23 protein-coding genes and 1 riboswitch are annotated in these 23,297 nt (G+C 51.8%); of the genes, 8 read left to right on the forward strand and 15 right to left on the reverse strand.

Going from position 1 to position 23,297, the window contains the following annotated elements; all coding sequences use genetic code 11:
• Positions 1-30: 30 nt before the first annotated feature.
• Positions 31-645 (forward strand): MarC family protein, encoded by a 615-nt coding sequence (locus QQL62_RS08925; protein ID WP_284377970.1) that lies wholly within the window; start codon positions 31-33, stop codon positions 643-645.
• A gap of 17 nt (positions 646-662) precedes the next feature.
• Here QQL62_RS08925 and gcvP read toward each other — a convergent pair whose 3' ends face one another.
• The 4 genes from gcvP to hisD form a co-directional block, all read right to left on the reverse strand.
• Positions 663-3,506 (reverse strand): aminomethyl-transferring glycine dehydrogenase, encoded by a 2,844-nt coding sequence (gene gcvP, locus QQL62_RS08930; RefSeq protein ID WP_284377972.1) that lies wholly within the window; start codon positions 3,504-3,506, stop codon positions 663-665.
• A gap of 13 nt (positions 3,507-3,519) precedes the next feature.
• Complete coding sequence (gene gcvH, locus QQL62_RS08935; protein WP_284377974.1) at positions 3,520-3,879, reverse strand: glycine cleavage system protein GcvH; 360 nt, start codon at positions 3,877-3,879, stop codon at positions 3,520-3,522.
• Positions 3,880-3,894: 15 nt separating this feature from the next.
• Positions 3,895-5,025: a glycine cleavage system aminomethyltransferase GcvT gene (gene gcvT / locus QQL62_RS08940; protein ID WP_284377977.1), complete on the reverse strand. Its 1,131-nt coding sequence runs from the start codon at positions 5,023-5,025 to the stop codon at positions 3,895-3,897.
• 135 nt (positions 5,026-5,160) lie between these two features.
• A riboswitch (glycine riboswitch) is annotated at positions 5,161-5,247 on the reverse strand.
• Between the two features lie 93 nt (positions 5,248-5,340).
• Complete coding sequence (hisD, locus tag QQL62_RS08945) at positions 5,341-6,648, reverse strand: histidinol dehydrogenase (RefSeq protein WP_284377980.1); 1,308 nt, start codon at positions 6,646-6,648, stop codon at positions 5,341-5,343.
• 167 nt (positions 6,649-6,815) lie between these two features.
• Between hisD and msrA the strand changes: the two genes are divergently transcribed.
• Positions 6,816-7,445 (forward strand): peptide-methionine (S)-S-oxide reductase MsrA, encoded by a 630-nt coding sequence (msrA, locus tag QQL62_RS08950; protein ID WP_284377983.1) that lies wholly within the window; start codon positions 6,816-6,818, stop codon positions 7,443-7,445.
• On the opposite strand, the gene cdd is transcribed toward msrA, so the two are convergent.
• From cdd to QQL62_RS08990, 8 genes are read right to left on the reverse strand one after another with little or no spacing between them, the layout of a single operon-like run.
• Complete coding sequence (gene cdd / locus QQL62_RS08955) at positions 7,442-7,843, reverse strand: cytidine deaminase (RefSeq protein WP_284377986.1); 402 nt, start codon at positions 7,841-7,843, stop codon at positions 7,442-7,444. The genes msrA and cdd overlap by 4 nt on opposite strands.
• 9 nt (positions 7,844-7,852) lie before the next feature.
• Positions 7,853-8,821, reverse strand: a complete 969-nt coding sequence (locus QQL62_RS08960) for an ABC transporter permease (protein WP_284377988.1) — start codon at positions 8,819-8,821, stop codon at positions 7,853-7,855.
• Positions 8,814-9,932: an ABC transporter permease gene (locus QQL62_RS08965; protein WP_284377991.1), complete on the reverse strand. Its 1,119-nt coding sequence runs from the start codon at positions 9,930-9,932 to the stop codon at positions 8,814-8,816. Before QQL62_RS08965 ends, QQL62_RS08960 begins: the two co-directional genes overlap by 8 nt.
• The gene (locus QQL62_RS08970) at positions 9,929-11,497 is read right to left on the reverse strand and encodes an ABC transporter ATP-binding protein (RefSeq protein WP_284377993.1); all 1,569 of its coding nucleotides are present in this window, start codon (positions 11,495-11,497) and stop codon (positions 9,929-9,931) included. Before QQL62_RS08970 ends, QQL62_RS08965 begins: the two co-directional genes overlap by 4 nt.
• Before the next feature lie 51 nt (positions 11,498-11,548).
• Positions 11,549-12,544: a BMP family lipoprotein gene (locus QQL62_RS08975; RefSeq protein ID WP_284377997.1), complete on the reverse strand. Its 996-nt coding sequence runs from the start codon at positions 12,542-12,544 to the stop codon at positions 11,549-11,551.
• Positions 12,545-12,591: 47 nt separating this feature from the next.
• The gene (locus tag QQL62_RS08980) at positions 12,592-13,431 is read right to left on the reverse strand and encodes an isopenicillin N synthase family dioxygenase (RefSeq protein WP_284378000.1); all 840 of its coding nucleotides are present in this window, start codon (positions 13,429-13,431) and stop codon (positions 12,592-12,594) included.
• 18 nt (positions 13,432-13,449) lie between these two features.
• Positions 13,450-14,376, reverse strand: a complete 927-nt coding sequence (locus tag QQL62_RS08985; RefSeq protein ID WP_284378003.1) for a nucleoside hydrolase — start codon at positions 14,374-14,376, stop codon at positions 13,450-13,452.
• A 1-nt stretch (position 14,377) separates the two neighbouring features.
• The gene (locus tag QQL62_RS08990; RefSeq protein WP_284378006.1) at positions 14,378-15,256 is read right to left on the reverse strand and encodes a ribokinase; all 879 of its coding nucleotides are present in this window, start codon (positions 15,254-15,256) and stop codon (positions 14,378-14,380) included.
• Between the two features lie 143 nt (positions 15,257-15,399).
• On the opposite strand from QQL62_RS08990, the gene QQL62_RS08995 reads away from it, so the two are divergent.
• The 6 genes from QQL62_RS08995 (at position 15,400) to QQL62_RS09020 (ending at position 19,132) form a co-directional block, all read left to right on the forward strand.
• Positions 15,400-16,011 (forward strand): ribonuclease D, encoded by a 612-nt coding sequence (locus tag QQL62_RS08995; RefSeq protein WP_284378008.1) that lies wholly within the window; start codon positions 15,400-15,402, stop codon positions 16,009-16,011.
• Entirely contained in the window at positions 16,011-16,643 is a 633-nt protein-coding gene (gene lptC / locus QQL62_RS09000; protein ID WP_284378010.1) for an LPS export ABC transporter periplasmic protein LptC, read from the forward strand. The genes QQL62_RS08995 and lptC overlap by 1 nt, the downstream gene beginning before the upstream one ends.
• Positions 16,644-16,647: 4 nt before the next feature.
• Positions 16,648-17,130 carry a lipopolysaccharide transport periplasmic protein LptA gene (gene lptA / locus QQL62_RS09005; RefSeq protein ID WP_284378012.1) on the forward strand — a complete coding sequence of 161 codons (483 nt, stop codon included), beginning with the start codon at positions 16,648-16,650 and terminating at the stop codon, positions 17,128-17,130.
• Positions 17,131-17,874: an LPS export ABC transporter ATP-binding protein gene (lptB, locus tag QQL62_RS09010; protein WP_284378015.1), complete on the forward strand. Its 744-nt coding sequence runs from the start codon at positions 17,131-17,133 to the stop codon at positions 17,872-17,874. It begins immediately after the preceding gene.
• A 194-nt stretch (positions 17,875-18,068) separates the two neighbouring features.
• A complete protein-coding gene (gene hpf / locus QQL62_RS09015; protein WP_284378019.1) occupies positions 18,069-18,644 on the forward strand; it encodes a ribosome hibernation-promoting factor, HPF/YfiA family in 576 nt (191 codons plus the stop codon).
• Between the two features lie 23 nt (positions 18,645-18,667).
• Positions 18,668-19,132, forward strand: coding sequence for a PTS sugar transporter subunit IIA (locus QQL62_RS09020; RefSeq protein ID WP_284378020.1), 465 nt, complete (start codon positions 18,668-18,670; stop codon positions 19,130-19,132).
• Here the strand turns inward: QQL62_RS09020 and QQL62_RS09025 are convergent.
• The 3 genes from QQL62_RS09025 to QQL62_RS09035 are packed head-to-tail and all read right to left on the reverse strand — an operon-like array spanning position 19,129 to position 23,296.
• Complete coding sequence (locus tag QQL62_RS09025; protein WP_284378022.1) at positions 19,129-20,598, reverse strand: hypothetical protein; 1,470 nt, start codon at positions 20,596-20,598, stop codon at positions 19,129-19,131. The genes QQL62_RS09020 and QQL62_RS09025 overlap by 4 nt on opposite strands.
• Positions 20,595-22,286: a DUF5927 domain-containing protein gene (locus QQL62_RS09030; RefSeq protein WP_284378024.1), complete on the reverse strand. Its 1,692-nt coding sequence runs from the start codon at positions 22,284-22,286 to the stop codon at positions 20,595-20,597. Before QQL62_RS09030 ends, QQL62_RS09025 begins: the two co-directional genes overlap by 4 nt.
• On the reverse strand, positions 22,283-23,296 hold the full coding sequence (locus tag QQL62_RS09035; protein WP_284378027.1) for a glycosyltransferase family 2 protein: 1,014 nt from the start codon (positions 23,294-23,296) through the stop codon (positions 22,283-22,285). Before QQL62_RS09035 ends, QQL62_RS09030 begins: the two co-directional genes overlap by 4 nt.
• Position 23,297: the final 1 nt, after the last annotated feature.

The following is a 23,297-nucleotide window of genomic DNA, read 5'->3' on the forward strand; positions in this document are numbered from 1 at the left end:
ATAGGCGTGTGACATCTATAGGGAGTCATAATGCTTGAATTCTATATCACATCTTTCGTCACATTGTTTTTGATCATCGATCCCTTGGGCCTGCTGCCCATGTATATTTCGGTGACCCAAGGTTTTACCAGAAAACGCAACGGTATTGGCCTTAGGGCCTGTGTGATCAGCGCGATTTTGTTGGCGGTGTTTGCCATGGCCGGCGAGAAGGTTCTATCCTTCATCGGAATCGGCATGCCTGCCTTTAGAATTTCGGGGGGCTTGCTGTTGTTCCTAACGGCCGTTGAGATGCTGTTTAACAAACGCAGCCAGCGGCGCGAGGAACAATCCGAAGACGAAGAGCGCGATGACCCATCCGTGTTCCCTCTGGCCACCCCCCTGATCGCAGGTCCAGGATCAATGGCGGCGGTTATTCTATTATCTGGGGAAACCAGCACCGAATTCAACGCAACCCTGATTGTGATGGCCGCAATGGTCACGGTACTGATTTTAACCTATTTGTTCTTCATGATGGCCGGTGCTGCCGAGCGCATGCTGGGCAAGACCGGAATCAATGTTATCACCCGCCTAATGGGCCTGTTGCTTGCGGCCCTTTCGGTGCAATTCGTTGTGGATGGTGTGAAAGACTTGATCGTCATGGGCTGATTTCTCAGCCCATGCATCTACTCTGTACCATCTAGGTAATCAGACATCGGCGGGCAAGAACAGATCAAGTTACGATCACCAAAGGCATTGTCCACGCGATTAACCGGCGCCCAGTATTTATCCACGCGGAATGATCCCGGAGGGAAGCACCCCTGCTCGCGCGTATAGGGGCGATCCCATTCCCCCACCAAATCGCGCATGGTATGAGGCGCATTGACCAGTGGGTTATTGTCTTGTGGGTATTTGCCATCGGCAATATCCTGAGCCTCGGCGCGGATTGCCAGCATGGCATCGCAGAACCGGTCCAGCTCTGCCTTGGGTTCTGATTCCGTAGGCTCGATCATCAATGTGCCCGCCACAGGGAAAGACATGGTCGGCGCATGAAAACCGCAATCGACCAAACGCTTGGCAATATCATCAACGCTGACGCCAATATCGGCCAAGGGACGCGTGTCCAAAATGCATTCGTGCGCAACACGCCCATTGGGGCCTTTGTACAGGATATCATAGGCGCCCTCTAGGCGCTGTGCGATATAGTTGGCGTTTAGGATGGCAAATTTGGTCGCACGGGTCAGACCCTCGGCCCCCATCATCAAGCAATAGGCCCATGAAATCGGCAATAGGCTGGGAGAGCCAAAGGGCGCGGCAGAAACCGCACCACCCGTATCAGACTGGCTATGCCCCGGCAGATGATCCACCAAATGCGCGCCAACACCAATCGGGCCCATACCCGGCCCACCACCCCCATGGGGAATGCAGAAGGTTTTGTGCAGGTTCAGGTGCGATACATCCGACCCGATCTCGCCAGGCTTGGCCAGACCAACCATTGCGTTCATATTGGCCCCATCCATATAGACCTGACCGCCATGATCATGGGTAATCTGGCAAATCTCGCGCACGGATTCCTCGAACACGCCATGTGTGGACGGGTAGGTGATCATACAAGCTGCCAAATTGTCTGAATGCGCCTCGGCCTTAGCACGAAAATCAGCCACATCAATATCGCCGTTTTCAGATGTGGCCACCGCCACCACCTTGTATCCAACCATCTGCGCACTGGCAGGATTGGTACCATGGGCGGATGTGGGGATTAGGCAAATGTTGCGATGCGCATCACCGCGCGATTGGTGATAGGATGCAATGGTCAACAGCCCCGCATATTCTCCCTGTGCACCAGAATTTGGCTGCATCGAAATCGCCGCATACCCTGTGATCTCGCACAGCTTTGCAGATAGGTCATCAATCAAGAATTGATAGCCCTTGGCCTGATCCTTGGGTGCGAAGGGATGAATATTTGAAAACCCCTTCCATGTTACGGGCATCATTTCTGCCGCAGCATTTAGCTTCATGGTACAAGACCCCAGCGGGATCATCGCGCGATCCAGCGCCAAGTCCCGATCCGCAAGTCGACGCATATAGCGGGTCATCTCGGCCTCGGAGCGGTTCATATGGAAAATCGGATGCGTCATGTACTCGCTTTGACGCGCCATACCACTGGGCAGGCGATAGCCAGCCATTTCAGGGAAATCAGCATCCTTGATCCCAAAGGCACGCCAAACCTTGCCCAGCGTTTCCATGGTGGTCATTTCATCCAGCGCTACGCCGATTTTGCTGTTGCCGACCTTGCGTAGGTTCACACCTTCGTTCAGCGCAGATTTCATCACAACAGACTGAAGCCCACCTACATCAACAGTGAATGTATCAAAGAATTCAGAGGCTTCTACATCAAAGCCAATGCTTTCAATCCCCTCTGCCAATGTGGCGGCATGTAGGTGAATGCGCTGTGCAATCGCCTTTAGGCCATCGGGGCCGTGAAACACACCGTACATAGACGCCATCACCGCCAACAATGCCTGCGCGGTACAGACATTGGACGTGGCCTTCTCGCGACGGATATGTTGTTCGCGGGTTTGTAGGGCCAATCGATAGGCGGTGTTGCCATTGGAATCGACAGATACCCCCACAATCCGACCGGGCATCGAGCGTTTGAATTTATCTCGTGTGGCCATGAATGCGGCATGTGGGCCGCCATAACCCAAGGGCACACCAAAACGTTGTGAAGAGCCGATGCAGATATCCGCATCCATCGCCCCCGGTTCGCGCAACAGTGTTAGCGATAGCAAATCCGCCGCAATCACCCCGACCGCACGGGTATTGTGCAGGCGCGCGATATGATCTGTGAAATCGCGCACGTCACCATGGGTGCCGGGGTATTGGAAAATCGCCCCAAACACCGCATCTGCATCCAGCGTATCCGGATCACCGATGATCAGCTCGATCCCCAATGGTTTGGCGCGTGTGCGCATCACATCAATGGATTGCGGGTGGCAATTCTCATCAATGAAAAAAGCCCCCGCTTTGGTTTTGGAAATGCGTTGCGCCATGGTCATTGCCTCGGCGGCGGCGGTGGCCTCATCTAAAAGCGATGCATTGGCAACCTCTAGCCCCGTAAGATCAATCACCATGGTTTGAAAGTTCAGCAATGCCTCTAGGCGACCTTGGGATATTTCTGGCTGGTAGGGGGTATAGGCGGTATACCACGCTGGATTTTCCAGAATGTTTCGCTGAATAGCGGGGGGGGTAAATGTATCGTGATACCCCTGCCCAATCAGCGAAGGAATGACCGTATTCATTTTTCCAACACTGCGCATATAGCTTAGTAATTCGCCCTCCGACAGACCCTCGGCCGGCGCCAGGGGTTCGGACTGGCGAATATCTTGGGGCACTGTTTCATCAATCAGCGCATCCAAACTGGCGGCTTTGACGACCTGTAGCATTTCCTCGGCTTCTGCTGGCGATGGGCCAATATGGCGCCGGTTAGCAAAATCATACGGTTGGTAATCAGTAATTTTGTAGGTCATCAAAGCCCCCTGTTTAGCCGATCAAGGCCTTGTAAGCATCTTCGTCCAGCAGATCGTTGTAATCCGATGGATTTGCCAATTTCATTTTAAACATCCACGCAGCACCCAGCGGATCCTCGTTTACCAATGCGGGGTTTTCATCCAACGCATCGTTCACGGCGGTGATTTCGCCGTCTAGAGGGATCAGAACATCCGATGCGGCCTTCACGCTTTCGATCACCACGGCGTCATCACCCTTGGCCACAGCGCCGCCCACCTCGGGCAATTCGACAAACACCAAGTCGCCCAGCGCCTCGGCTGCATGTTCTGTAATGCCAACGGTCACTTCGTCACCATCCAGCGTTAGCCATTCATGTTCTTCTGTAAATTTCATTTGATTCTCTCCTTGCTATCGTTTGAAATTTGCGGGGGTAAAGGGCATCTTTGCCACCTCGGCAGGCAGGTATTTACCCCGTACCTCGGCATAGATTTCGCGGCCCAAGTCCTTGAAATCGGCACCAACATATCCCATGGCCACGGGCCCCTGCACTGTCGGGCCAAAACCGCCTGATGTTATTTGTCCAATGGGGGTTGCACCTTGTTTGTCTGCAAATAACCGCGTGCCTGCGCGCATTGGGGCGCGGCCACTGGGGCGTATGCCTACACGTTTTTGCGCCGATCCATTGACCAATTCGTCTAGAATGATATCAGCCCCAAGAAAGCCACCAGCCCGCTCGCCATCTGTGCGACGAACTTTCTGGATTGCCCAGATTAAACCTGCCGCGATGGGGGTGGTGTCTGTGGTGATATCGTTGCCATATAGGCATAGGCCTGCCTCTAGGCGCAGACTGTCGCGCGCCCCAAGACCGATGAATTCTACCTCTGGTGCTGCCAATAATTCCCGCGCCAAGACACCCGCAACATCATTGGGTACAGAAATTTCATATCCGTCCTCGCCAGTGTACCCCGAACGTGAAACCCAAGCCTCGATACCCGCCAGCTGTACCCGCGCCACATCCATAAACCGCATATCCGCAACACTAGGGGCCAAGCGCGTCAGCACGGCCTCGGCCGATGGGCCTTGTAGGGCCAACAGGGCGCGATCTTCGATCACCTCGATATCACAGGTCTCAGCAAGGTGATTTTGCAGATGCGCGATGTCCTGTGCCTTGCAGGCCGCATTCACGACCAAAAACAGGTGATCCCCACAATTGGCGATCATCAGGTCATCCAAAATTCCGCCTTGCTCGTTGGTGAAAAATGCATAGCGTTGGCGGTTTTCGCCAAGCCCTGCAATATCCATCGGCACCAGCCGTTCCAGCGCCAACGCCGCATCTGCCGTATTGCCAGACTTTGCGCGCAAGATCACCTGCCCCATATGCGATACATCAAACAATCCCGCCTGTTCGCGGCAATGGGTATGTTCCTTCATCACGCCAAGGGGGTATTGCACGGGCATGTTATAGCCAGCAAATGGCACCATTTTAGCGCCAGATTCCATATGCAGTTCTGCAAGAGCCGTAAGTAATAGTTCAGCCATATTTCACGTTCCTGTTGTTGGCTGAAAATCAGCACCGATTGCCAAGGCATTTGCCTTGCTTGGTGCCCCCTCTGTTCGGATGCCTGAGATCATTATCCCTTCGGCGAGCGATCAAACGCTTCTCTCCAGAGTTCTTAAATCTGTTCGGTCCTTTTACCTGAGAGTTTCCGAGGCGGTTGCTCCTTCGGTCCTGAGAGCATCAGTGTCTCCCGAACTAGATGTCTGTAATTAACGCAAAAGAGTCGCATATGTAAACCGATTTTTCCAAATACAGCTCTGCAAAGGAAATCAAACACCTCGCACCCGCGCTGTCCGCTACTCTGGTGCGGCCAGATCGAATTTCTGCTTGGGGAAGTACTTTTGCAATCTGATGTCGGCGGTGCGGGCATGTCCCTCCATGCCCTCTAAGCGAGAAATGCGCGCTGTTGCCTGGGCTATGTTTTTGGCGCCCTCGCGGGTTGCACGTTGCCATGTGACCACCTTCATATACTTGTGAACAGACAAACCCCCCGTATAGCGCGCAGAGCCAGACGTGGGCAGAACATGGTTAGGGCCGGTCGATTTATCGCCATATGCCACGGTGGTTTCCTCGCCTAAAAACAAAGACCCATAACAGGTTAATGTCTCTAGCCACCAAGACAAATCTGTGGCGTGCACCGATAGATGCTCTGGTGCGTAATCATCTGATACTGCGGCCATTTCTGTGCGATCACTGCATAAGATCACCTCGCCGTAATCACGCCAAGCAGCCTGCGCATTTATGCGATTCAACTCTGGTAACTCTGTGATCAGGCGATCCATCATGCCCAAAACCTGTTCTGCCAATGCTAGATCATCGGTCACCAGCCAGACCGGCGAATTATACCCATGCTCGGCCTGCCCCACCAAATCAGCGGCCACAATATGCGCATCCGCGGTTTTATCCGCCAATATCAGAGTGTCGGTTGGGCCAGCAATCATATCGATCCCCACGCGGCCAAACAGCTGTCTCTTGGCCTCGGCCACAAATTGATTTCCCGGGCCTACAATGATATCCGATTTCGGCAGACCAAACAGCCCAAAGGCCATGGCCGCCACCCCCTGCACCCCGCCCATGGACAGGATATGATCCGCGCCGCACAGATCGGCCGCATATATAACCCCAGGGCTAATACCCGTATCACCACTGGGCGGAGAGCACGCGACGATTTTTTGAACACCGGCCACCTGAGCGGTGGTAACAGTCATCATCGCAGATGCCACATGTGCATAACGCCCACCGGGTACATAGCACCCTGCGGCGGACACTGGGATCATCCGTTGGCCCGCAATTACACCGGGGCTGATTTCCATTTCCATATTGCTCATGGTTTCTTTCTGTGCCTGTGCAAAGCGGCGAATATTGTCATGGGCAAATTTCATATCATCGCGCAGGCGTTGTGGCACCTTGGATCGCGCAGTGGCGATTTGTTCTGCCGAAAGCACCGCAGGGCCAGAGAAATTATCAAACTTTCGCGCATATTCAGCGGCCACTTTATCGCCCCCCTGCTCGATCCGCGCCAAGATTTCCGAAACCGCGCTCTGAACATCGCTGGTCTCCGTTATCGAGGTCTTTACGGCCTGTTTAAGGTATACTGGCGCCATGTTCTGATCCCCTGTTCGAAATGTTGGACTATTTTAGGCCCGCAAAAATTGAATAAATAGGGGGCCTTGGAAATTCTAAACTTAGATTTAGAAAAGCCGACGGTCACGAAACTGTTGATTGCTTGTGATTACAGAACTCCTATTCATAGGGAAAAAAAGGGCTGACCATGAAAAAATCTATATATATTCTTGTAACCTCCATCCTGTTGGGCGCCTTGCCTGCACAGGCCCGCCAAATTGAAACCGCCGTTTTTGCGGGCGGATGCTTTTGGTGTATTGAATCCGATTTCGAGAGCGTGAAGGGCGTGAAGGAGGTGGTCTCTGGCTATACCGGCGGCAGCACCAAAAACCCTACCTACAAAACCATAGCCGATCATTACGAGGCCGTCGAAATCACCTATGATGCAGACATTGTGGATTATGAAACATTGGTAAATTTGTTTTTCCGCTCGGTTGACCCGCTAGATGCAGGTGGGCAATTTTGTGATCGCGGCAAAAATTATAGCACCGCAATTTTCGCCCAAACTCCCCAGCAAAGTGAAACCGCCACCAAGGTAAAGGCGCAAATCGATGCAAGCAAAGTGTTGCGTAAAAAAATCGTCACACCGATTTTGGGCAAGTTTGAATTCACCAATGCTGAGGCGTTTCACCAGAACTATTACAAAAGCTCAAAGCGGGTGGTCACCCGATTTGGAGTGGTTCAGAAAAAAGATGCCTATAAACGCTATCGCAAAGGATGCGGGCGTGATGCGCGGGTGAAACAGCTATGGGGTGATGCCGCCGCCTTTGCACATTAATCTAGGGTAAAGGCATCCGGTAACAGGTCGGATATCAGGTATTCCCTGTATCCACCTGAATTATCACAACAAAATACTGGGATATTCGGGTCAAACTCATAGATAAACTGTCGGCAGATTCCACAGGGCGTTATCTTGGTATCCGTGGTGTTGGTCACACAAATCGCGCGGATATCGCGCCGGCCATCGGCAATAGCAGTGGTGATGGCCGTGCGTTCCGCACAGATCGTGGCCCCAAAGGATGCGTTTTCTACATTACAGCCCTGAATAATTCCGCCATCAGACAGCAAAACCGCGGCCCCTACGCGAAATTTGGAATAGGGTGCATAGGCGTTATCCATCGCATTTGTCGCGGATTCAATCAGGCGCGCAATGGTTGCAGGATCTACAGAGCTCATTTTCTAACCTTACTTGTTATAGGGCTGACCAATAGCCGCCGGTGCCGTCGGGCGACCAATAAAACCAGCCAACAACAGAACTGTAACGATGTAGGGCACTGCCAACATCAGCTGAATTGGAATTTCACCAATCAGGGGCAAATCAACCCCCTGTAGGCGCGATGTCCCTGCCTCTAGGAAGCCAAACAGCAAACATGCGAACAGCGCCTTGTAGGGGCGCCAATTGCCAAAAATCACCGCCGCCAGCGCGATGTATCCCTTGCCCGCAGACATTTCGCGCACAAAATTTGCACCGTGCGATATAGACAGATAAGCCCCCGCAATACCACATAGCGCACCACCAACAATCAGCGCACGATACCGAAGCCACGTAACCGAAATACCCGCAGAATCCACCGCCTCTGGCAATTCGCCCACCGCACGCAGGCGCAGACCAAAGCGCGATTTGTACATTACAAAGGCACAGATAGGTACCAAAACCAGCGCTAAATACACCAGCAGAGAATGTCCAGAAATCAACTCTCGGTAAATCGTACCAATAACGGGTACATTGTTCAGGGTTTCCACCCCGTAAAACTCGATCGCGCGAAAGCGAGATTCGTTGGGCAGATGCGGAGTTTGACCGCCCTTCGCAAACAGCGCGATACCGGCAATTACCGTCATCCCAGAGGCCAGAATATTAATTGCCACCCCGCTGACCACCTGATCGCCCTTGTGGGTAATACAGGCAAAGCCATGGATCAAAGACATAAACACCGATGCCCCAATCGCCGCAAACAGGCCCAGCCACGCAGATCCCGTAATGGCCGCCACAGCCGCCGCGACAAAGGCACCTGTTAGCAATTTACCCTCAAGCGAGATATCAACAATCCCGCTACGCTCGGCAAAAATCCCTGCCATAGCACACAGGATCAGCGGCGTCGCCAGACGTAATGTGGCATCAAGTGCCAACAACAGCTGCAATAGAAAATCAAGCATCCTGCACACCTTTCACCAGACCAATGCGCACCAAAAACCGCGCCAATGGCGGATTAAACATATAAGCCAGCGCCCCCGAGAACAGGATGATCATGCCTTGGATCAACAAAACCATTTCTCGGGTGATGGATTTAAATTCAAAATCCAGCTCTGCCCCACCTTGGTACAAAACCCCAAACAACAGGCTGGCAAGGAATATACCAATAGGATGGTTGCGCCCCATTAGCGCCACCGCGATCCCTGTAAACCCATACCCTGCTGTGAAATTCAGGATCACACGGTTATGCACCCCCAACACCTCGTTGGTGGCCATCAGCCCCGCAAAGGCCCCCGATATCGCCATGGCAATAATAATCGTACGCGCCACATTGATGCCCGCGTAATGCGCCGCCTCTGGGTTTTTACCTACTGTGCGGATCTCGTACCCTAGGCGCGTTTTCCAAATCAGCACATAGAAAATACCCAGTGCTACAATGGCCAACAAGAAAGAGATATTCAGCGGCGATTTGGCAATCTTTACCCCAAAAATAGCAAAGATCTCTGACATTTTTGGCAGATGTGCCGATGTATCGAAAATCGCTGTCTGAGGCGATTGTTGTCCCTGTAACATCATCGGCCCTGCCAGCAACCAAACCATCAAAGACGCCGCTAGGAAATTAAACATAATGGTCGTGATCACAATATGACTGCCGCGCTTGGCCTGCAAATACCCAGGAACCATCGCCCAAAATGCCCCAAAGGCCGCCGCCCCCAAAATACACAGCGGTAGCGTAATGAACCAAGGTGCAAACGGCCCAACCAAAAAGGCCGCAAAGGCCGCGCCAAGGCCGCCCACATAGGCCTGCCCCTCGCCGCCAATATTAAACATCATCGCATGAAATGCGGTGGCCACGGCCAGTCCTGTAAAGATGAAATTAGTGGTATAGTAAAGCGTGTAGCCCAAGCTTTCTGGATAAATAAACGCACCCTTGATCATCACACCAAAGGCCTGAAATGGGTTTTCGCCAATCACTGCGATAATCACACCGCAAATTGCCAAGGCCACAAACAGGTTGATCACTGGCAATAAAATCAAATCTGCCCAGCGGGGCAATGGGGGGGTGTTACTCATTCTGCGGCTTCCTGTGAAATACCGGCCATCATCAGGCCCAATTGATTTACATCCGTATCAGCGGCATCCACAATGCCCACGGATTGCCCATCGTTCATCACCATTATGCGGTCAGACAGGCCCAGCACCTCTTCTAGTTCTACCGATACCACCACTATCGCACAGCCCGCATCGCGCAGCGCAATCAGCTGTTTATGGATGAATTCAATCGCGCCCACATCCACACCGCGCGTCGGTTGCCCAACGATCAGCACCCTAGGGTTAGAATAAATTTCACGTGCGATCACAATTTTCTGCTGGTTCCCACCAGAAAAGTTTTTGGCATTCAGCGCAGGGTTTGAGGGGCGCACATCAAAGGTTTCCATGCGTTCGGCACAGTGCGTATTAATCACATCACGATCAATCAGGGCACCGGTTCCCGTGATATCATCGCGGTGATAGCCCAGCACCACATTTTCCTGTGCCTCGAAATCCAAAACCAATCCGTGGATATGGCGATCCTCGGGAATATGGGCCAACCCCATTTCGCGCAGCTCTCTTGGATTTTTCGGCGAGGTTTTGGATATTTTGTCTCCTAGGATATTCACCTGCCCACGATCAGGCACGCGCATACCGGTTAGAATTTCCAGCAATTGTGTTTGGCCATTTCCAGAAACACCAGCAATCCCTAGAATTTCACCACCCCGCAGATCAAAGCTCATATCCTTCAGCACGTCATGACCACGGCTGCTAACCGCGCCTAGATTGTCAACGGACAGTAATATTTCCGTCGGGTTAGCCGGGCCTTTTTCCACCGTTAGCAAAACCTTGCGCCCAACCATCAGCTCGGCCAATTCGGCCGCATTTGTCTGTGCCGTTTCGCGGTGCCCCACCATCGTACCAGCACGCATGATCGATACATTATCGGTGACGGCCATGATTTCATCTAGCTTATGGGTGATCAACAGGATCGTTACCCCATCATCGCGCAGAACCTTCAAAATCTCGAACAGCTGCTCCGTCTCTTGGGGGGTCAAAACGCCGGTTGGTTCATCCAAAATCAATATCCTAGCGCCGCCTTTTAGGGCCTTTAGGATTTCTACACGCTGACGTGTGCCCACATTTAGATCGGATATCAACGCATTGGGATCTACCACCATGCCATAGGTTTCACCCAAGCGTTTCAGCGTATCCAAGGTGGCACCACGACCCGCACGTAGCAATCCACCACCCTCGGAACCCAGCATCACATTTTCCAAAACAGAGAAACGCGGCACCAACATGAAGTGCTGATGCACCATGCCAATTCCCAGCGCAATTGAATCCGCAGAGGATCGGATTTTACAGGGCGTGCCATCTATCCGCATCTCGCCGGCATCTGCGCGGTGCAGACCATATAGGATATTCATTAGGGTCGATTTACCAGCGCCATTTTCCCCAATGATGCCGTGAATAGTGCCGCTAGGCACCTGCAAATCAATATCGCGATTTGCGCGAACTGTACCAAAAGATTTGCTGATCCCCTGAAGCTCAAGCGCAAAACGAGCGGGGGTATCGCCGCTCGTTTTTAATTCAATATCAGACATATAACAGTAAAACCTTATATATGTTGCCCCCCATTTCGGGGGGCATCAAAATTACATTGGGCAGGTGTTATCAGTGCGGTAATCATGCACGGCAATTTCGCCGGATGTGATTTTAGCCGCGGCCGCATCAATTGCTGCCTTGATATCATCGGTGATCAGATCAGCATTGTGCTCATCCAATGCCCAACCAATGCCACCCTCGGCCAGACCCAAGGTTTGTACCCCAGCGGTAAAATTGCCGTCCATTGCATCCTTGAATGTGTTATAGGCCGCAACATCAACACGCTTTAGCATCGAGGTCAGAACCGATCCTGGTGCCATGTGGTTTTGGTTAGAATCAACGCCGATCGAGAATTTACCAGCGTCTTTTGCCGCTTGGATAACGCCAACACCTGTACCACCAGCGGCTTGGTAGATCACATCAGCGCCGCGATCGATCTGACCTTGGGCCAATTCGGCACCTTTGGCGGGATCATTCCATGCCGCAGGTGTTGTGCCTGTCATGTTTTGCAGAACTTCTGCATCGGCACTAACGGATTTCGCACCCTGAACGTAGCCACAGGCAAATGCGCGGATCAATGGAATATCCATGCCACCCACAAATCCAACCTTGGCAGACGATGATTTCAATGCCGCAGCTACACCAACCAGATAAGAACCTTCGTGTTCTTTAAAGGCATATTGGCGCAGGTTTGGCGCATCCAGCCAGCTGACGTCGATGATCGAAAATTGAACATCTGGGTTTTCACCCGCAACCTTGGCAATTGCATCTGCTTGGCCAAAACCCACACCCAGAACAACAGTTGCGCCGCGCTGCACCATGCGGCTCATGGCCTGCTCACGCTGTGCTTCGTTGGTTACTTCGAATTCCATAACCTCTACACCGGTTTCTTCGGTGAATTTCTTAACACCAGCCCAAACACCCTCGTTAAAGGATTTGTCAAACTTGCCGCCCATATCGTAGATCACTGCGGGTTTAAAATCCGCGAATGCAGCGCTGGTGGCCAGTGAAACCACGGCACTAAGTGCGATTGTTTTTAATTTCATTTTTCTCTCCTAGTTGATGCGCGAGCAGATGCGCAATTATTGTTCGATCACTTTAGACCGATTTCCTTCAAGCGCTGGTCTAAAAACTCTCCAGCGGTTTGATGATCCAAAACAACCTCGCTACGAGGATGCATAAACAGCGGCATGGAATAACGCGAGCGGTTTTCCTGTGCCGGTGGATTAATTACGCGATGTGGGGTGGATGGGTAATGGCCCCGCGTTGCTTGTTCTAACATATCACCCGCATTCACGGTGATATAGCCAGATTGGCAGGGTACATCGTGCCATGTGCCGTTCACATCCTGCGCCTGTAGGCCGGGCTCTGACCCGGTAACCAGCAATGTAATCAGATTGATATCGCCATGCGCCGCGGCACGCGTTGCGCCAGGCTCTACGTCATCGGGTAGGGGTGGATAATGCAACACGCGCAGCAGGTTATTATCGCTGGCCTCGATCATTTTTTCGAACGGCTCGCCCAATAACCCCTGTACATCTGCGGGGGTAACCTGATCCAACCAGCCCAGCAATTTTGCGCCCAGCGCGATCAATTTTGTATTGAAATCACGGGTGATTTCCCTAACTGAATCTGGTACCTCTTTGGATTGATAGACATGGAAAAATTCTTTCAAATCCTTCTGTTTCACATCCTTGGCGTTTTCTGATTTATAGCCAAAGTAGCCATTAGACTCCCCCGCCTGCACGGCAAAGTCCTCTTTGTTTTCGCTCGCAAACCACTCAGCCCATACGCGATACATGGCATCAATTTCAGCCACGGGGATATCGTGATCCTTGATGATCGCAAATCCAGTTTCGCGCAATGATTTGGCGAATTTTTCCGCCGCATCCGCATCGCTGGGGCTGATTGCCAAAACACTAAAATCGCTCATGTTATCTCCGTCTTATACCTAGAAACCCGCTTGGATCGTATCCATAAACAGGGCTTTCACCTCTTCTGCCTTAACGCCCGTACAGACCTGTGTATGCGATCTATTCGGGATATCCGAATGGCATGTTTGGCCGATTTCCGCACCGTTAACCTTAACTTCTACTGGATAATTCTCAAGTGAAAAGAGTTCGGGCCGCAGCGTCGCAATCACCGCCATCGGATCGTGCATATAACAGCCATTGATACCCACTACGCGGCGGTAAAAATCAATATAATAATCACCCGCCTGCTGAAGGAATCCGCCTAGCACTGGGGCCTTGGCCGCCAATTGCGCAAAATCATCGGGATCAAACACCACAGCATGGGTCACATCCAGCCCCACCATTTTCAACGACCAGTCGGCGGCAAATACCGCATCGGCCGCATGGGGGTCGTTCCAGATATTTGCCTCGGCATGCGGGGATACATTGCCCGCCACGCCATAGGCGCCACCCATGATCACCACCTCTTTCACCTTGTGCGCAATGCTGGGATCCAGTTCTAGCGCCAGCGCGATGTTGGTCAAAGGCCCAATCGGGCACAGGGTGATTTCATTGGGGTTTTCATTGATCATGCGCACAATAAATTCTGCCGCTGTTTCATCCAGCGCGGTGCCCTTGATGGGCTGGGGCTCCATATCGCCAAAGCCTTCGGTGCCATGCACATAATCCGATACGGGATTGGGCGCCTGTACCAGCGGCCGCTGTGCGCCGCGCGCCACCGGCGTGGGCTGGCCAGCGCGTTCGCCCAACACGATGGCATTTCGCGTGGCCACATCCACGGTCACATTGCCAAAAACCGCGGTCAGGCCCATAACTTCGATATCAGGATGCAATAGCGCAAAAAAGATCGCCATCGCGTCGTCCACGCCTGGGTCGGTATCAATAATCAGCTTAACCTTTGCCATATTATGCCTCTGCTTTTCGCGTCAAAAATTCTGTTACAGCATCGAATGATGGGATCGCCGTGGCCGCCCCCGGCTGTTCTACCTGCAGTGCCGCCGCCGCCGCCGCATAGCGCAGCGCATGTTCTGCATCGCCCGTCACATCCAGCCGCGCTAGAAACGCCCCCAGAAAGGTGTCGCCCGCACCCGTGGTATCCACAACGTCCGCCGGAAATGATTTTTGGTGTAGGCGCGCTGAATTCTGGCGCAATTCGGCCCCGCGCGCGCCATAGGTGATCAAAACCATATCCACAGGCAGATCCGCAACGCTTTTGCCGGTGGCGCGGGCCAGCTCTGCGGCCTCGTGTTCATTAACCGCCAATAGGTCAATCATATCCAGCATCGGCACCGCATGATGCGCATCAAAAGGCGCCGCACTATAGGCCACGCGCGCGCCACGCGCCTTGGCCGCCAATGCGATCTGATGCACAAAGCTGGTCTCGTTTTGCAAGACGACCCAGTCCTGTGGCCCCAGCCCCGCCAAGACATCCCCCAACAAGGCCTGATCCAGCGTCTGGTTTGCACCCCCCAAGATCACAATCTGGTTCTCGCCAGCCTGATCCACGGTGATCACAGCATTGCCTGTCGGCGCCTCTACGCGAAAAATATGAGAACAATCCAATCCAAATGCGCGCATCTGATCCAACGCCCAATCGCCATCAGGCCCAACCGCCCCGATATGCCACACATCCGCCCCAGAACGCTGTGCGGCTACAGATTGGTTCAGCCCCTTGCCGCCCATAAACCGCGCGAATTCCTGTGCAACCAAGGTTTCCCCTGCCCGTGGCAAACGGTCTAGGCGATAAACATTATCGATGTTGATAGAGCCGAAATTCTTAATCACATTTGTATCCACTAAATCTTGTGCAAGAGCCCACTATCCATAGGAATGCCCCCTCGCGCAAGAGATTTTCACTAACTTGGGAATTTCCGCCCATCGGATCAAAGGTGCTTTCGCATTGTGCAATCCGCGCCTATATAAGGAACATGACAAATCATCTCTATAAAAACGACCTGCCCGATGATCTGGATCTAGGGCCCGTCGTCGCCATCGATACCGAAACAATGGGATTAAACCCGCATCGGGATCGGCTCTGTGTTGTTCAGCTGTCTTCTGGGGATGGGGATGCGCATATTGTACAGATAGAACAGGGTGTGAAAAATGCCCCCAACCTGTGCCGTATGCTCACCAATCCCGATCAGGTGAAGCTGTTTCATTTTGCGCGTTTTGATATTGCTGCGCTGGAAAACCATTTCGGTGTGCGCACGGCCCCAGTATATTGCACCAAGATCGCCTCGAAACTGGTACGCACCTATACGGATCGCCACGGGTTGAAAAACCTGCTGCACGAATTGCTGAAGGTGGATGTATCCAAACAACAGCAAAGCTCTGATTGGGGTGCACAAACCCTAACCGATGCCCAGCTGGATTATGCCGCTAGTGATGTTTTGTATCTACATGGTCTGATGGAAAAGCTGAATGTAAACCTAATCCGCGAGGGCCGCATGGAAACGGCGCAGGCTTGTTTTGATTTCTTGCCTACACGTGCCGGATTGGATTTGGCGGGCTGGCCCGAAACAGATATCTTTGCCCACTAATGACCGCGCGGCGCGATACATATTCCACGGTGGTAAAATGGACCAAACGCATTTTGCCACTGTTTGCGCTGTTGTTGCTGATCAGCATTTTCACCCTGACCAAGGGTGACGCCTTACGTAATGGTACGCTGTTTGTCCCGCCCGAGGTGCTAAATCTGGCCACTGGACAGAAAATCACCAACCCGCATTTTTCAGGTGTAACGGATGCGGGCGATGCCTATCTGGTGGCCGCCGATGCCGCCCTGCCTGATGCCCCAAAACCCAGCCGCATCGATCTGGAAAACCCGCGGCTAGAAATAAACACCCACAAGGGGCTAACCCTAAATTCCACTGCCCAGTCAGGGGCGCTGAACATCAAGTCGCATTCAGCAAACCTGCGCGGGGATGTCATTCTGGAAACATCTAATGGATATCTGGCCCAGGGTCAGGGCATCGAATTTAATCTAAAAACCGGCAGCGCCACCAGCGCAGGCAAGGTACAGGTAGAAGGCCCCATCGGCAGCATCACTGCCGGCCAATTCAGTGTGTTTCAAAACACATCGACCGATGCGCGTCGCAATCAAGGTGTCTTAAAATTCAGCCAAGGGGTACGGTTGATATACTTGCCTTCTGAACGTAAATCCGCAAAGTAGGCGCATGAAAAATTTATTTGTATCCATATTCATTACCAGCGCCTGTATTTCTGGCCTTGCATATGCACAGGGCGCTAGTCTTAGTCTAAGCAGCACCCCCCATGATGCCAGCCAGCCCGTAGAGGTTACAGCAGACAGCCTGACGGTTGACCAAGCCTCTAGAACAGCGGTGTTTTCTGGATCAGCCCGCGTCGGCCAAGGGGCCATGCGCCTCGGTGCAGATCAAATTCAGGTAACCTACAGCGACACAGCCTCAGAAATTTCCAAGGTCAGCGCCACCGGCTCTGTGGTGTTCACGAATGGCGCCGAAAACGCCGAGGCCGACCGCGCCAATTATGATGTGGCCAAGGGTCTATTGATCATGCAAGGCAATGTTCTGCTGCTTCAGGGGGGCAATGCATTTTCTGCGGATACGCTGGAATTGGACGTATTGAATAATTCTGCCAACCTAACGGGTAATGTAAAAACCGTACTGGTACCCAAGTAAATGAACACCGAATCACCCCAGAACAAGGGCCTAACTGTCGAAGGATTGGGCAAGGCCTACAAAAAGCGCGTGGTGTTACGTGACGTCAGCTTATCGCTAAAACAAGGCGAGGTCGTTGCACTGTTGGGGCCAAACGGCGCCGGGAAAACCACATGCTTCTATTCTATTGCGGGGTTGGTTACCGCAGACAAGGGCGTGGTTACGGTGGATGGTTTGGATGCAACCCGCCTGCCCATGTATCGCCGCGCCAAGCTGGGGTTGGGCTATTTGCCCCAAGAGGCCAGCATATTTCGTGGCCTAAACGTAGAGCAAAATATCGCCGCTGTTGCCGAGCTGTGGGTCAGCAGCAAAAGCGCCCAGCGCAAACGCGTCGAGGAACTGCTAGAAGAGTTTTCAATCACCCATATTCGCAAGGCCCCTGCCGTTGCCCTATCTGGTGGTGAGCGCCGCCGAGTCGAGATTGCGCGCTGTCTGGCCGCCGACCCGCGCTATGTTCTACTGGATGAACCCTTTGCGGGGGTTGATCCGATTGCGGTTGGGGATATTCGCGCTTTGGTTGCACAGCTAAAGCAGAGGGAAATTGGTGTGTTGATCACCGATCACAATGTGCGTGAAACCCTAGAAATTGTCGATCGGGCCTATATTCTGCATGATGGTCATGTTTTGATGAGTGGCACCCCTGATGAGGTGGTCAAAGATCCGGATGTGCGGCGGGTCTATCTGGGTGATGATTTTCGCGCCTAAGGCGAATCGCCGCGCGCCACAGGGCCTAGCGGTCGCTAAATTATGCCGAAAAAAAATTCAATATCAAGATTGTCAGCGCAAAAATCTACGCATAGACTGATTGTATGCACGACCGATGAAATACACGTTAAGCTTTGGATAACCTGTCCAAGGTTAACTATGCGTGCATGACTTGAAACTCTAAAGGAGAACATATGCGGTATAAAATCAGCGGAAAACAAATTGATATTGGTACATCCCTGCAAACACATGCGGAAACGGAGCTGGCTGAAATACTTGATAAATACGCTGAACGACCGACAGATGCGATCGTAACCTTTTCTAAGGACGCCCATGAATATGTCTGTGAAACCGCCATCCACCTGTCCACAGGTCTGTCGGTAAATTCCAAAGCACGGGCCACAGAAATTTACGATAGCTTTGATAAATCCGCCCAGCGCGTGGAAAAGCAATTGCGCAGGTACAAGCGCCGCCTGAAAGATCATGCCAACACGCGCACAACACCCATTGAAACATTCGGCGCATCGGCGTATATCCTCGCATCAGAAGAAGAAGACTCTCGTGCGGACGAAACGGATCTAACACCCATTATCATCGCCGAAATGGAAACAGGCATCAAATCCCTGTCCGTTGGCGAAGCAGTGATGCAAATGGAGCTGGCCGATGAATCTGCAATCGTTTTTAGAAACAACAGCCATGATGGGCTGAATGTTGTCTATAAACGTGCTGATGGAAATATTGGTTGGATTGACCCCCAGAATATGAAATAGGGGCGGTCTAATTGGAGAATACTATGGATTTGAAAGATATAATGAGCAGCGATGCCGTGCGTAATTTACCGCAGGCAAGCAGCAAGAAACGGCTGTTGCAAACTATATCAGAACAGGCAGCGGCAGTTTACAATCTGGACGCCTCCGAGGTTCTTGGTGCACTCAGTGAACGCGAAAACTTAGGATCAACAGGCGTGGGGCACGGTGTTGCCATTCCCCATGCGCGGTTTGAATCATTGGATCGCGTGTATGGGCTGTTCACGCGCCTCGACAAACCGGTTGATTTCGATTCCATTGATCGCCAACCGGTAGATCTGGTGTTCACCATTCTTGCACCCCAAAACGAAGGTGCCGAACACCTAAAGGCGCTTGCGCTGGTTTCTAGAACTCTGCGCGCAGAAAACATATGTACAAAACTGCGCGCAAACAACGATGAAACTACGCTGTTTACCCTGTTAACACAGCAAGACGATATCCGGGCCGCCTAAGGGCGCCCCGGCCAATCCAAAATTCCATATTTTTGATAGTCGATAGCATAGGCTCTGCGGGTCAGGCGCTCGATATCTGTGGAATACACATCCGCCAATGGAAAATTATGCGCCGCGACCTGATAAGGATTATCGGCCAATGGCGTTAGCTCAAACATCTGCTCTATCCATGTCTGGCATTCCTTTAGCCTATGTGGAGGGATGATCATATGAGGCTGGCACCAGCGCGCATAGCTATCGATCCAAACAGATTGCGACCCCCAGGCCGGCAGGGCTGGAGCACGCGTTTGATTGCGCAAGTTCCCCGCCAAAAAAGGGATGAACTTTTTAAAATTCCGCGCATGCTTTTCAAGGCTATAGCCCGATGCAATTAGATCTTCTGTACTGACGCCTAAACGCAACTTAGGGTCGGGCAAATCCATTTGATAGAAATTGATCATCATATTGCGAACCCAATTCATACCCTTGGTTCCCTTGAACAATAACAAATTGCAAAAGCTATCGTAGGCGCGCTCGACAGGGTGCTGAAGACATGTGAAAACCCACTTATCCGTATGGGAGTTCAACCATTTATTTACCTCGGCGCCTGCCAGACCAGATCGCGGCAAGGCACCATCCCTCTCTAGGCTAGCCATCCAACCACTGATGGGGTCAGACCGGCTCTCATGCAGCGGCAAATACATCAGGGGCATGGAGTTTGCCACCTGTATGCGCTTGCTCGACGGAGAATGGCGCGGCTCTAGATAGGGGGCGATCTCTGGTTCGAATATATTCAGCTGTCGAACATCGGCGCAAAGCTGATCATAATTGCTTACCTTTTCAGATAGCGGCTCTGGGTTTTGGCGGCTTCCGCGAATGCCAAAATTCTTGATTTCCTCATCAGATCCCAAAAACTTGGCCAGACCATTGAACACCGAAATCTCGCTTAAATCGTCATAGCTGATATGAAATGCCGCTTGACCGGTGGTCTGCAATACAGAATGTATGTAATCCGCATTTTCTCGACGCTTACCCAAAAACAGCTGAAACTCATCAAAATCAAACTCTACCTTCTGGGTGCGACGGCGGTGTAAATCGCCCAATTTCCACTGATCCGTTGCCTTGGCAATCTTGTGCGAAACATAGCTGTCCATCGGGTTGCGGGTTAAAATAATTTTCGCACATCTCGGATCTTGTAAAACGTGATCTAAAATACGTGGATCATGGCCGGTAAACAGCCGAAAGCCTGGTAAGACATCCGCATCCAGCGCAATCATTTCCTCTATCAGCGCCACAGGGTTCTGCTCGCGCTGCTCAACTGTCATATCAAACAGCGACTCCTTGATCGGGTAGCCGACGAAATGTGGGTTAAACAATTCCCCATGACAGGTAAAACCGTCAAAGCTCTGCATCGTGCGCTCAAACAAGTTTGATCCTGTGCGCATATTGCCCAACAATACATAATAGCGAAATTTTTGCGCGCTCATTTTTCTACCAATTTTGGCGTTGCAGACGCCGGTTTACCCACAGCAGGTTTTGGGATTACATCCGTGTTTAACTTAAACCCCTCGTTGCGCAACCCGCGCACAGTAGAATTAAAGCGCGACAGGTCGATCATTTCAGGCATATCGATCAACGGCTGCCCCTCGCTCGAGCTGGTTAGGATCGAAAGCGTTCTCAAATATTCCGTAGGAGATTGAATAACATCCAACAACTCAAATTCCAGCACATTGGCCCGCGTGCTTTCCCAAAACAAAGAGCTGTAGTGACGCCGCTCGGCTGCCGCCAGAAACTTGGCCGTATAGGTCAGGTTTCCCCCTGAGCGCACCAAGTTATGATAATTGACCAGCCATGCTTCCTTCAAGAAAACCACCGTCGCGTTTGGATCGCCCAAAATGCGATCCCCCCCACGCAACATATCCCCCACATCAAAAAATATGCTGGGGTTATACCCGCGCCCATTCCAGATCACATTGCGTAAAAACCCATGAGAGGCATAATTGCGCAACGCCCTAGATCGCGTAAGGTTGCCAAAATAAAACGGATCATCATCGGGAAACTCCACCCGATCCCGCCCAAATAGATTACCGTGACAGTGCCCATCTGGCAGGTTATTCAACCATGATTTTAGATTAGGAAACAGATGTTTACCACCCGCAATTACGGTATAGTTCTGTCCGGTAATATCGGGTCGATCCAGTCGCCGCGTTGGATAGCGGCCCGCGTTAAGATTGCCAATTAACCCTGGCGCCTGAACTTGTTTGGCCCGTTTGAACGGCTGGCTGAGTATCCGGCTATCACCTTTTCCGGTGCTATGTTCTGTCCGATTATGCGATAGAAGCTCTGTGTATAATTTGTCTGCCCCTGCCCACACCTTGCGAACCATAAAATGTTCGGAATCTAAAATCGGCTCCAGATGATCATCATATAAAATGCACGGCTTGCCTGATTTATCGAATTTAACCCAAGTCAAACTGCGGGATTCCATGCGAATAGAATGCAACCGCGCCAAAGATTGAAAGTATGCTTCGTCTGGAATCCATGTCGCACGGAAAAATTTGTCGAAATGGCGCCGACGCGGGTCATTTACGATGCGCAGCAAAGTACGCCGCGATAGGCACCACCACTGTGACCCCAAAAAAGGTATCAATCCAAAGGGCAACCGTCTGCGAACCCCCAGCCGGCGCTGTATTTTGACACCAAGGTCAAATAATTTTCGGTGCTTTTTCCATGAAAACGGAAAATATAGCGTGAAACGCTCTTTGTTCAGGCCATCTTGAACCCATTGCTCGCTTTCTAAAGACACAGATTCAATAAAATCTACATCCGATTTTTGCGATAAAAATGATTTTAGCTGTGAAACAGGCTTGGCTGGTAGACAGGATCCGCTGGTCAGAACCACATGATTGATGTCTGGATACCCATCCAACAATATCTTGCTGGCATCCAGGGTGGCCTGTACCAATGAAAACCGACCCCAATCGCATCTACGCCGTGGAACAAAGTTAATATTTTCAATATCCTGCAACGCGTTCTCAAGGAGCCTGAACTGGGCCGACCCCGCGCGCAGGTCTACGTGAATTGCCACCGGACAGCTGTTCTCGGCCAGATATTTGGCCAGCGCCTCTGCCCGATGCAGATCTTGGTGGGCCAATATGACAAAACCAATCGTCATGCCCATCCTCCCGAGGACATCAACCCTAGGTCCTCTAGTTGATGCCAACCAGAGAATTTCTCGCTTTTGCCCGTGTATAGTATTGGCGATTTAGAGGAAAATTCGGCATAGGGTTCATATTCTCTACCCGCCGCATAGTGTTGTTTTCTAACGGTTTCGTCCCGCGCCTTCTCTGCAAAGCTATGGATAAATTTGGCATGCAGAAGGCACCCTGAAATACGTTGTCCGCCATCGCGCGCATACACAATATTCAAGCTGCGCGGCAAAATGGAATGCGTAGAGCTGACATAGGTGTTCCCGCGCGTCCATTTCACAAGTGGTATTTTATTCAGCGCGGGCCCGTACTGGGGTTTTTGTTCGAAAAACACGCGCTGTCGCACCCCGCCCTGAATCCACAGATTGCCGTATTTGGGGTTGACGGAATAGACGTAGTTTCCGCTATCAAAATAGGGGTTAACCTCCATCGGGTTATCCCCGGCCTTGTAAACCACACGATTGATTTCCTGTTTTGGATACAGATCCAACAACAATGTACCAAAAGAGCGAATAGATGATGCATCTAGCCAATCAGTTAGTGCCGAAATAGGACGTTGGTCGCAAAACGGATAGACGAAAAATTCATCGACATCGACCACCAAGCACCAATGACCATCTGCATATTTATTCTGCAAAAAATTCAACCAATGCACACCAAAGCCCGCCCTCTTGTAGCTGGCTTTGGTGTGCCAGATTGATGTATCAGGCTGTTTTTTTAGGTATTCCAGTGTCCCGTCTTTGGATCCGTTATCCACAAAGATGAATTTGTTAACGCCCAATTTACGATAGTATTCAAAGAAGAACGGCAAGCGAACGGCCTCGTCCCGTACGGTTGAAAACAGTATGATGTCTTTCTTGCGGATATTATTGGTACGGTTTTTTACGCAGGACAAATCCCTAGTGCCGCGCCGAATGGCACGCAGGCGGCGGCGTTTCCGCTCTAGGCGTAGCCGATATCGTCCAAATAGGTTCACT

It is taken from the genome of Amylibacter marinus, assembly GCF_030160015.1.
Lineage (GTDB): Bacteria > Pseudomonadota > Alphaproteobacteria > Rhodobacterales > Rhodobacteraceae > Amylibacter > Amylibacter marinus.

Coding starts and splice junctions, on each gene's coding strand:
- QQL62_RS08925 (WP_284377970.1), top strand. CDS start 31: ATGCTTGAATTCTATATCACATCTTTCGTCACATTGTTTTTGATCATC.
- gcvP (WP_284377972.1), bottom strand. CDS start 3,506: ATGACCTACAAAATTACTGATTACCAACCGTATGATTTTGCTAACCGG.
- gcvH (WP_284377974.1), bottom strand. CDS start 3,879: ATGAAATTTACAGAAGAACATGAATGGCTAACGCTGGATGGTGACGAA.
- gcvT (WP_284377977.1), bottom strand. CDS start 5,025: ATGGCTGAACTATTACTTACGGCTCTTGCAGAACTGCATATGGAATCT.
- hisD (WP_284377980.1), bottom strand. CDS start 6,648: ATGGCGCCAGTATACCTTAAACAGGCCGTAAAGACCTCGATAACGGAG.
- msrA (WP_284377983.1), top strand. CDS start 6,816: ATGAAAAAATCTATATATATTCTTGTAACCTCCATCCTGTTGGGCGCC.
- cdd (WP_284377986.1), bottom strand. CDS start 7,843: ATGAGCTCTGTAGATCCTGCAACCATTGCGCGCCTGATTGAATCCGCG.
- QQL62_RS08960 (WP_284377988.1), bottom strand. CDS start 8,821: ATGCTTGATTTTCTATTGCAGCTGTTGTTGGCACTTGATGCCACATTA.
- QQL62_RS08965 (WP_284377991.1), bottom strand. CDS start 9,932: ATGAGTAACACCCCCCCATTGCCCCGCTGGGCAGATTTGATTTTATTG.
- QQL62_RS08970 (WP_284377993.1), bottom strand. CDS start 11,497: ATGTCTGATATTGAATTAAAAACGAGCGGCGATACCCCCGCTCGTTTT.
- QQL62_RS08975 (WP_284377997.1), bottom strand. CDS start 12,544: ATGAAATTAAAAACAATCGCACTTAGTGCCGTGGTTTCACTGGCCACC.
- QQL62_RS08980 (WP_284378000.1), bottom strand. CDS start 13,431: ATGAGCGATTTTAGTGTTTTGGCAATCAGCCCCAGCGATGCGGATGCG.
- QQL62_RS08985 (WP_284378003.1), bottom strand. CDS start 14,376: ATGGCAAAGGTTAAGCTGATTATTGATACCGACCCAGGCGTGGACGAC.
- QQL62_RS08995 (WP_284378008.1), top strand. CDS start 15,400: ATGACAAATCATCTCTATAAAAACGACCTGCCCGATGATCTGGATCTA.
- lptC (WP_284378010.1), top strand. CDS start 16,011: ATGACCGCGCGGCGCGATACATATTCCACGGTGGTAAAATGGACCAAA.
- lptA (WP_284378012.1), top strand. CDS start 16,648: ATGAAAAATTTATTTGTATCCATATTCATTACCAGCGCCTGTATTTCT.
- lptB (WP_284378015.1), top strand. CDS start 17,131: ATGAACACCGAATCACCCCAGAACAAGGGCCTAACTGTCGAAGGATTG.
- hpf (WP_284378019.1), top strand. CDS start 18,069: ATGCGGTATAAAATCAGCGGAAAACAAATTGATATTGGTACATCCCTG.
- QQL62_RS09020 (WP_284378020.1), top strand. CDS start 18,668: ATGGATTTGAAAGATATAATGAGCAGCGATGCCGTGCGTAATTTACCG.
- QQL62_RS09025 (WP_284378022.1), bottom strand. CDS start 20,598: ATGAGCGCGCAAAAATTTCGCTATTATGTATTGTTGGGCAATATGCGC.
- QQL62_RS09030 (WP_284378024.1), bottom strand. CDS start 22,286: ATGACGATTGGTTTTGTCATATTGGCCCACCAAGATCTGCATCGGGCA.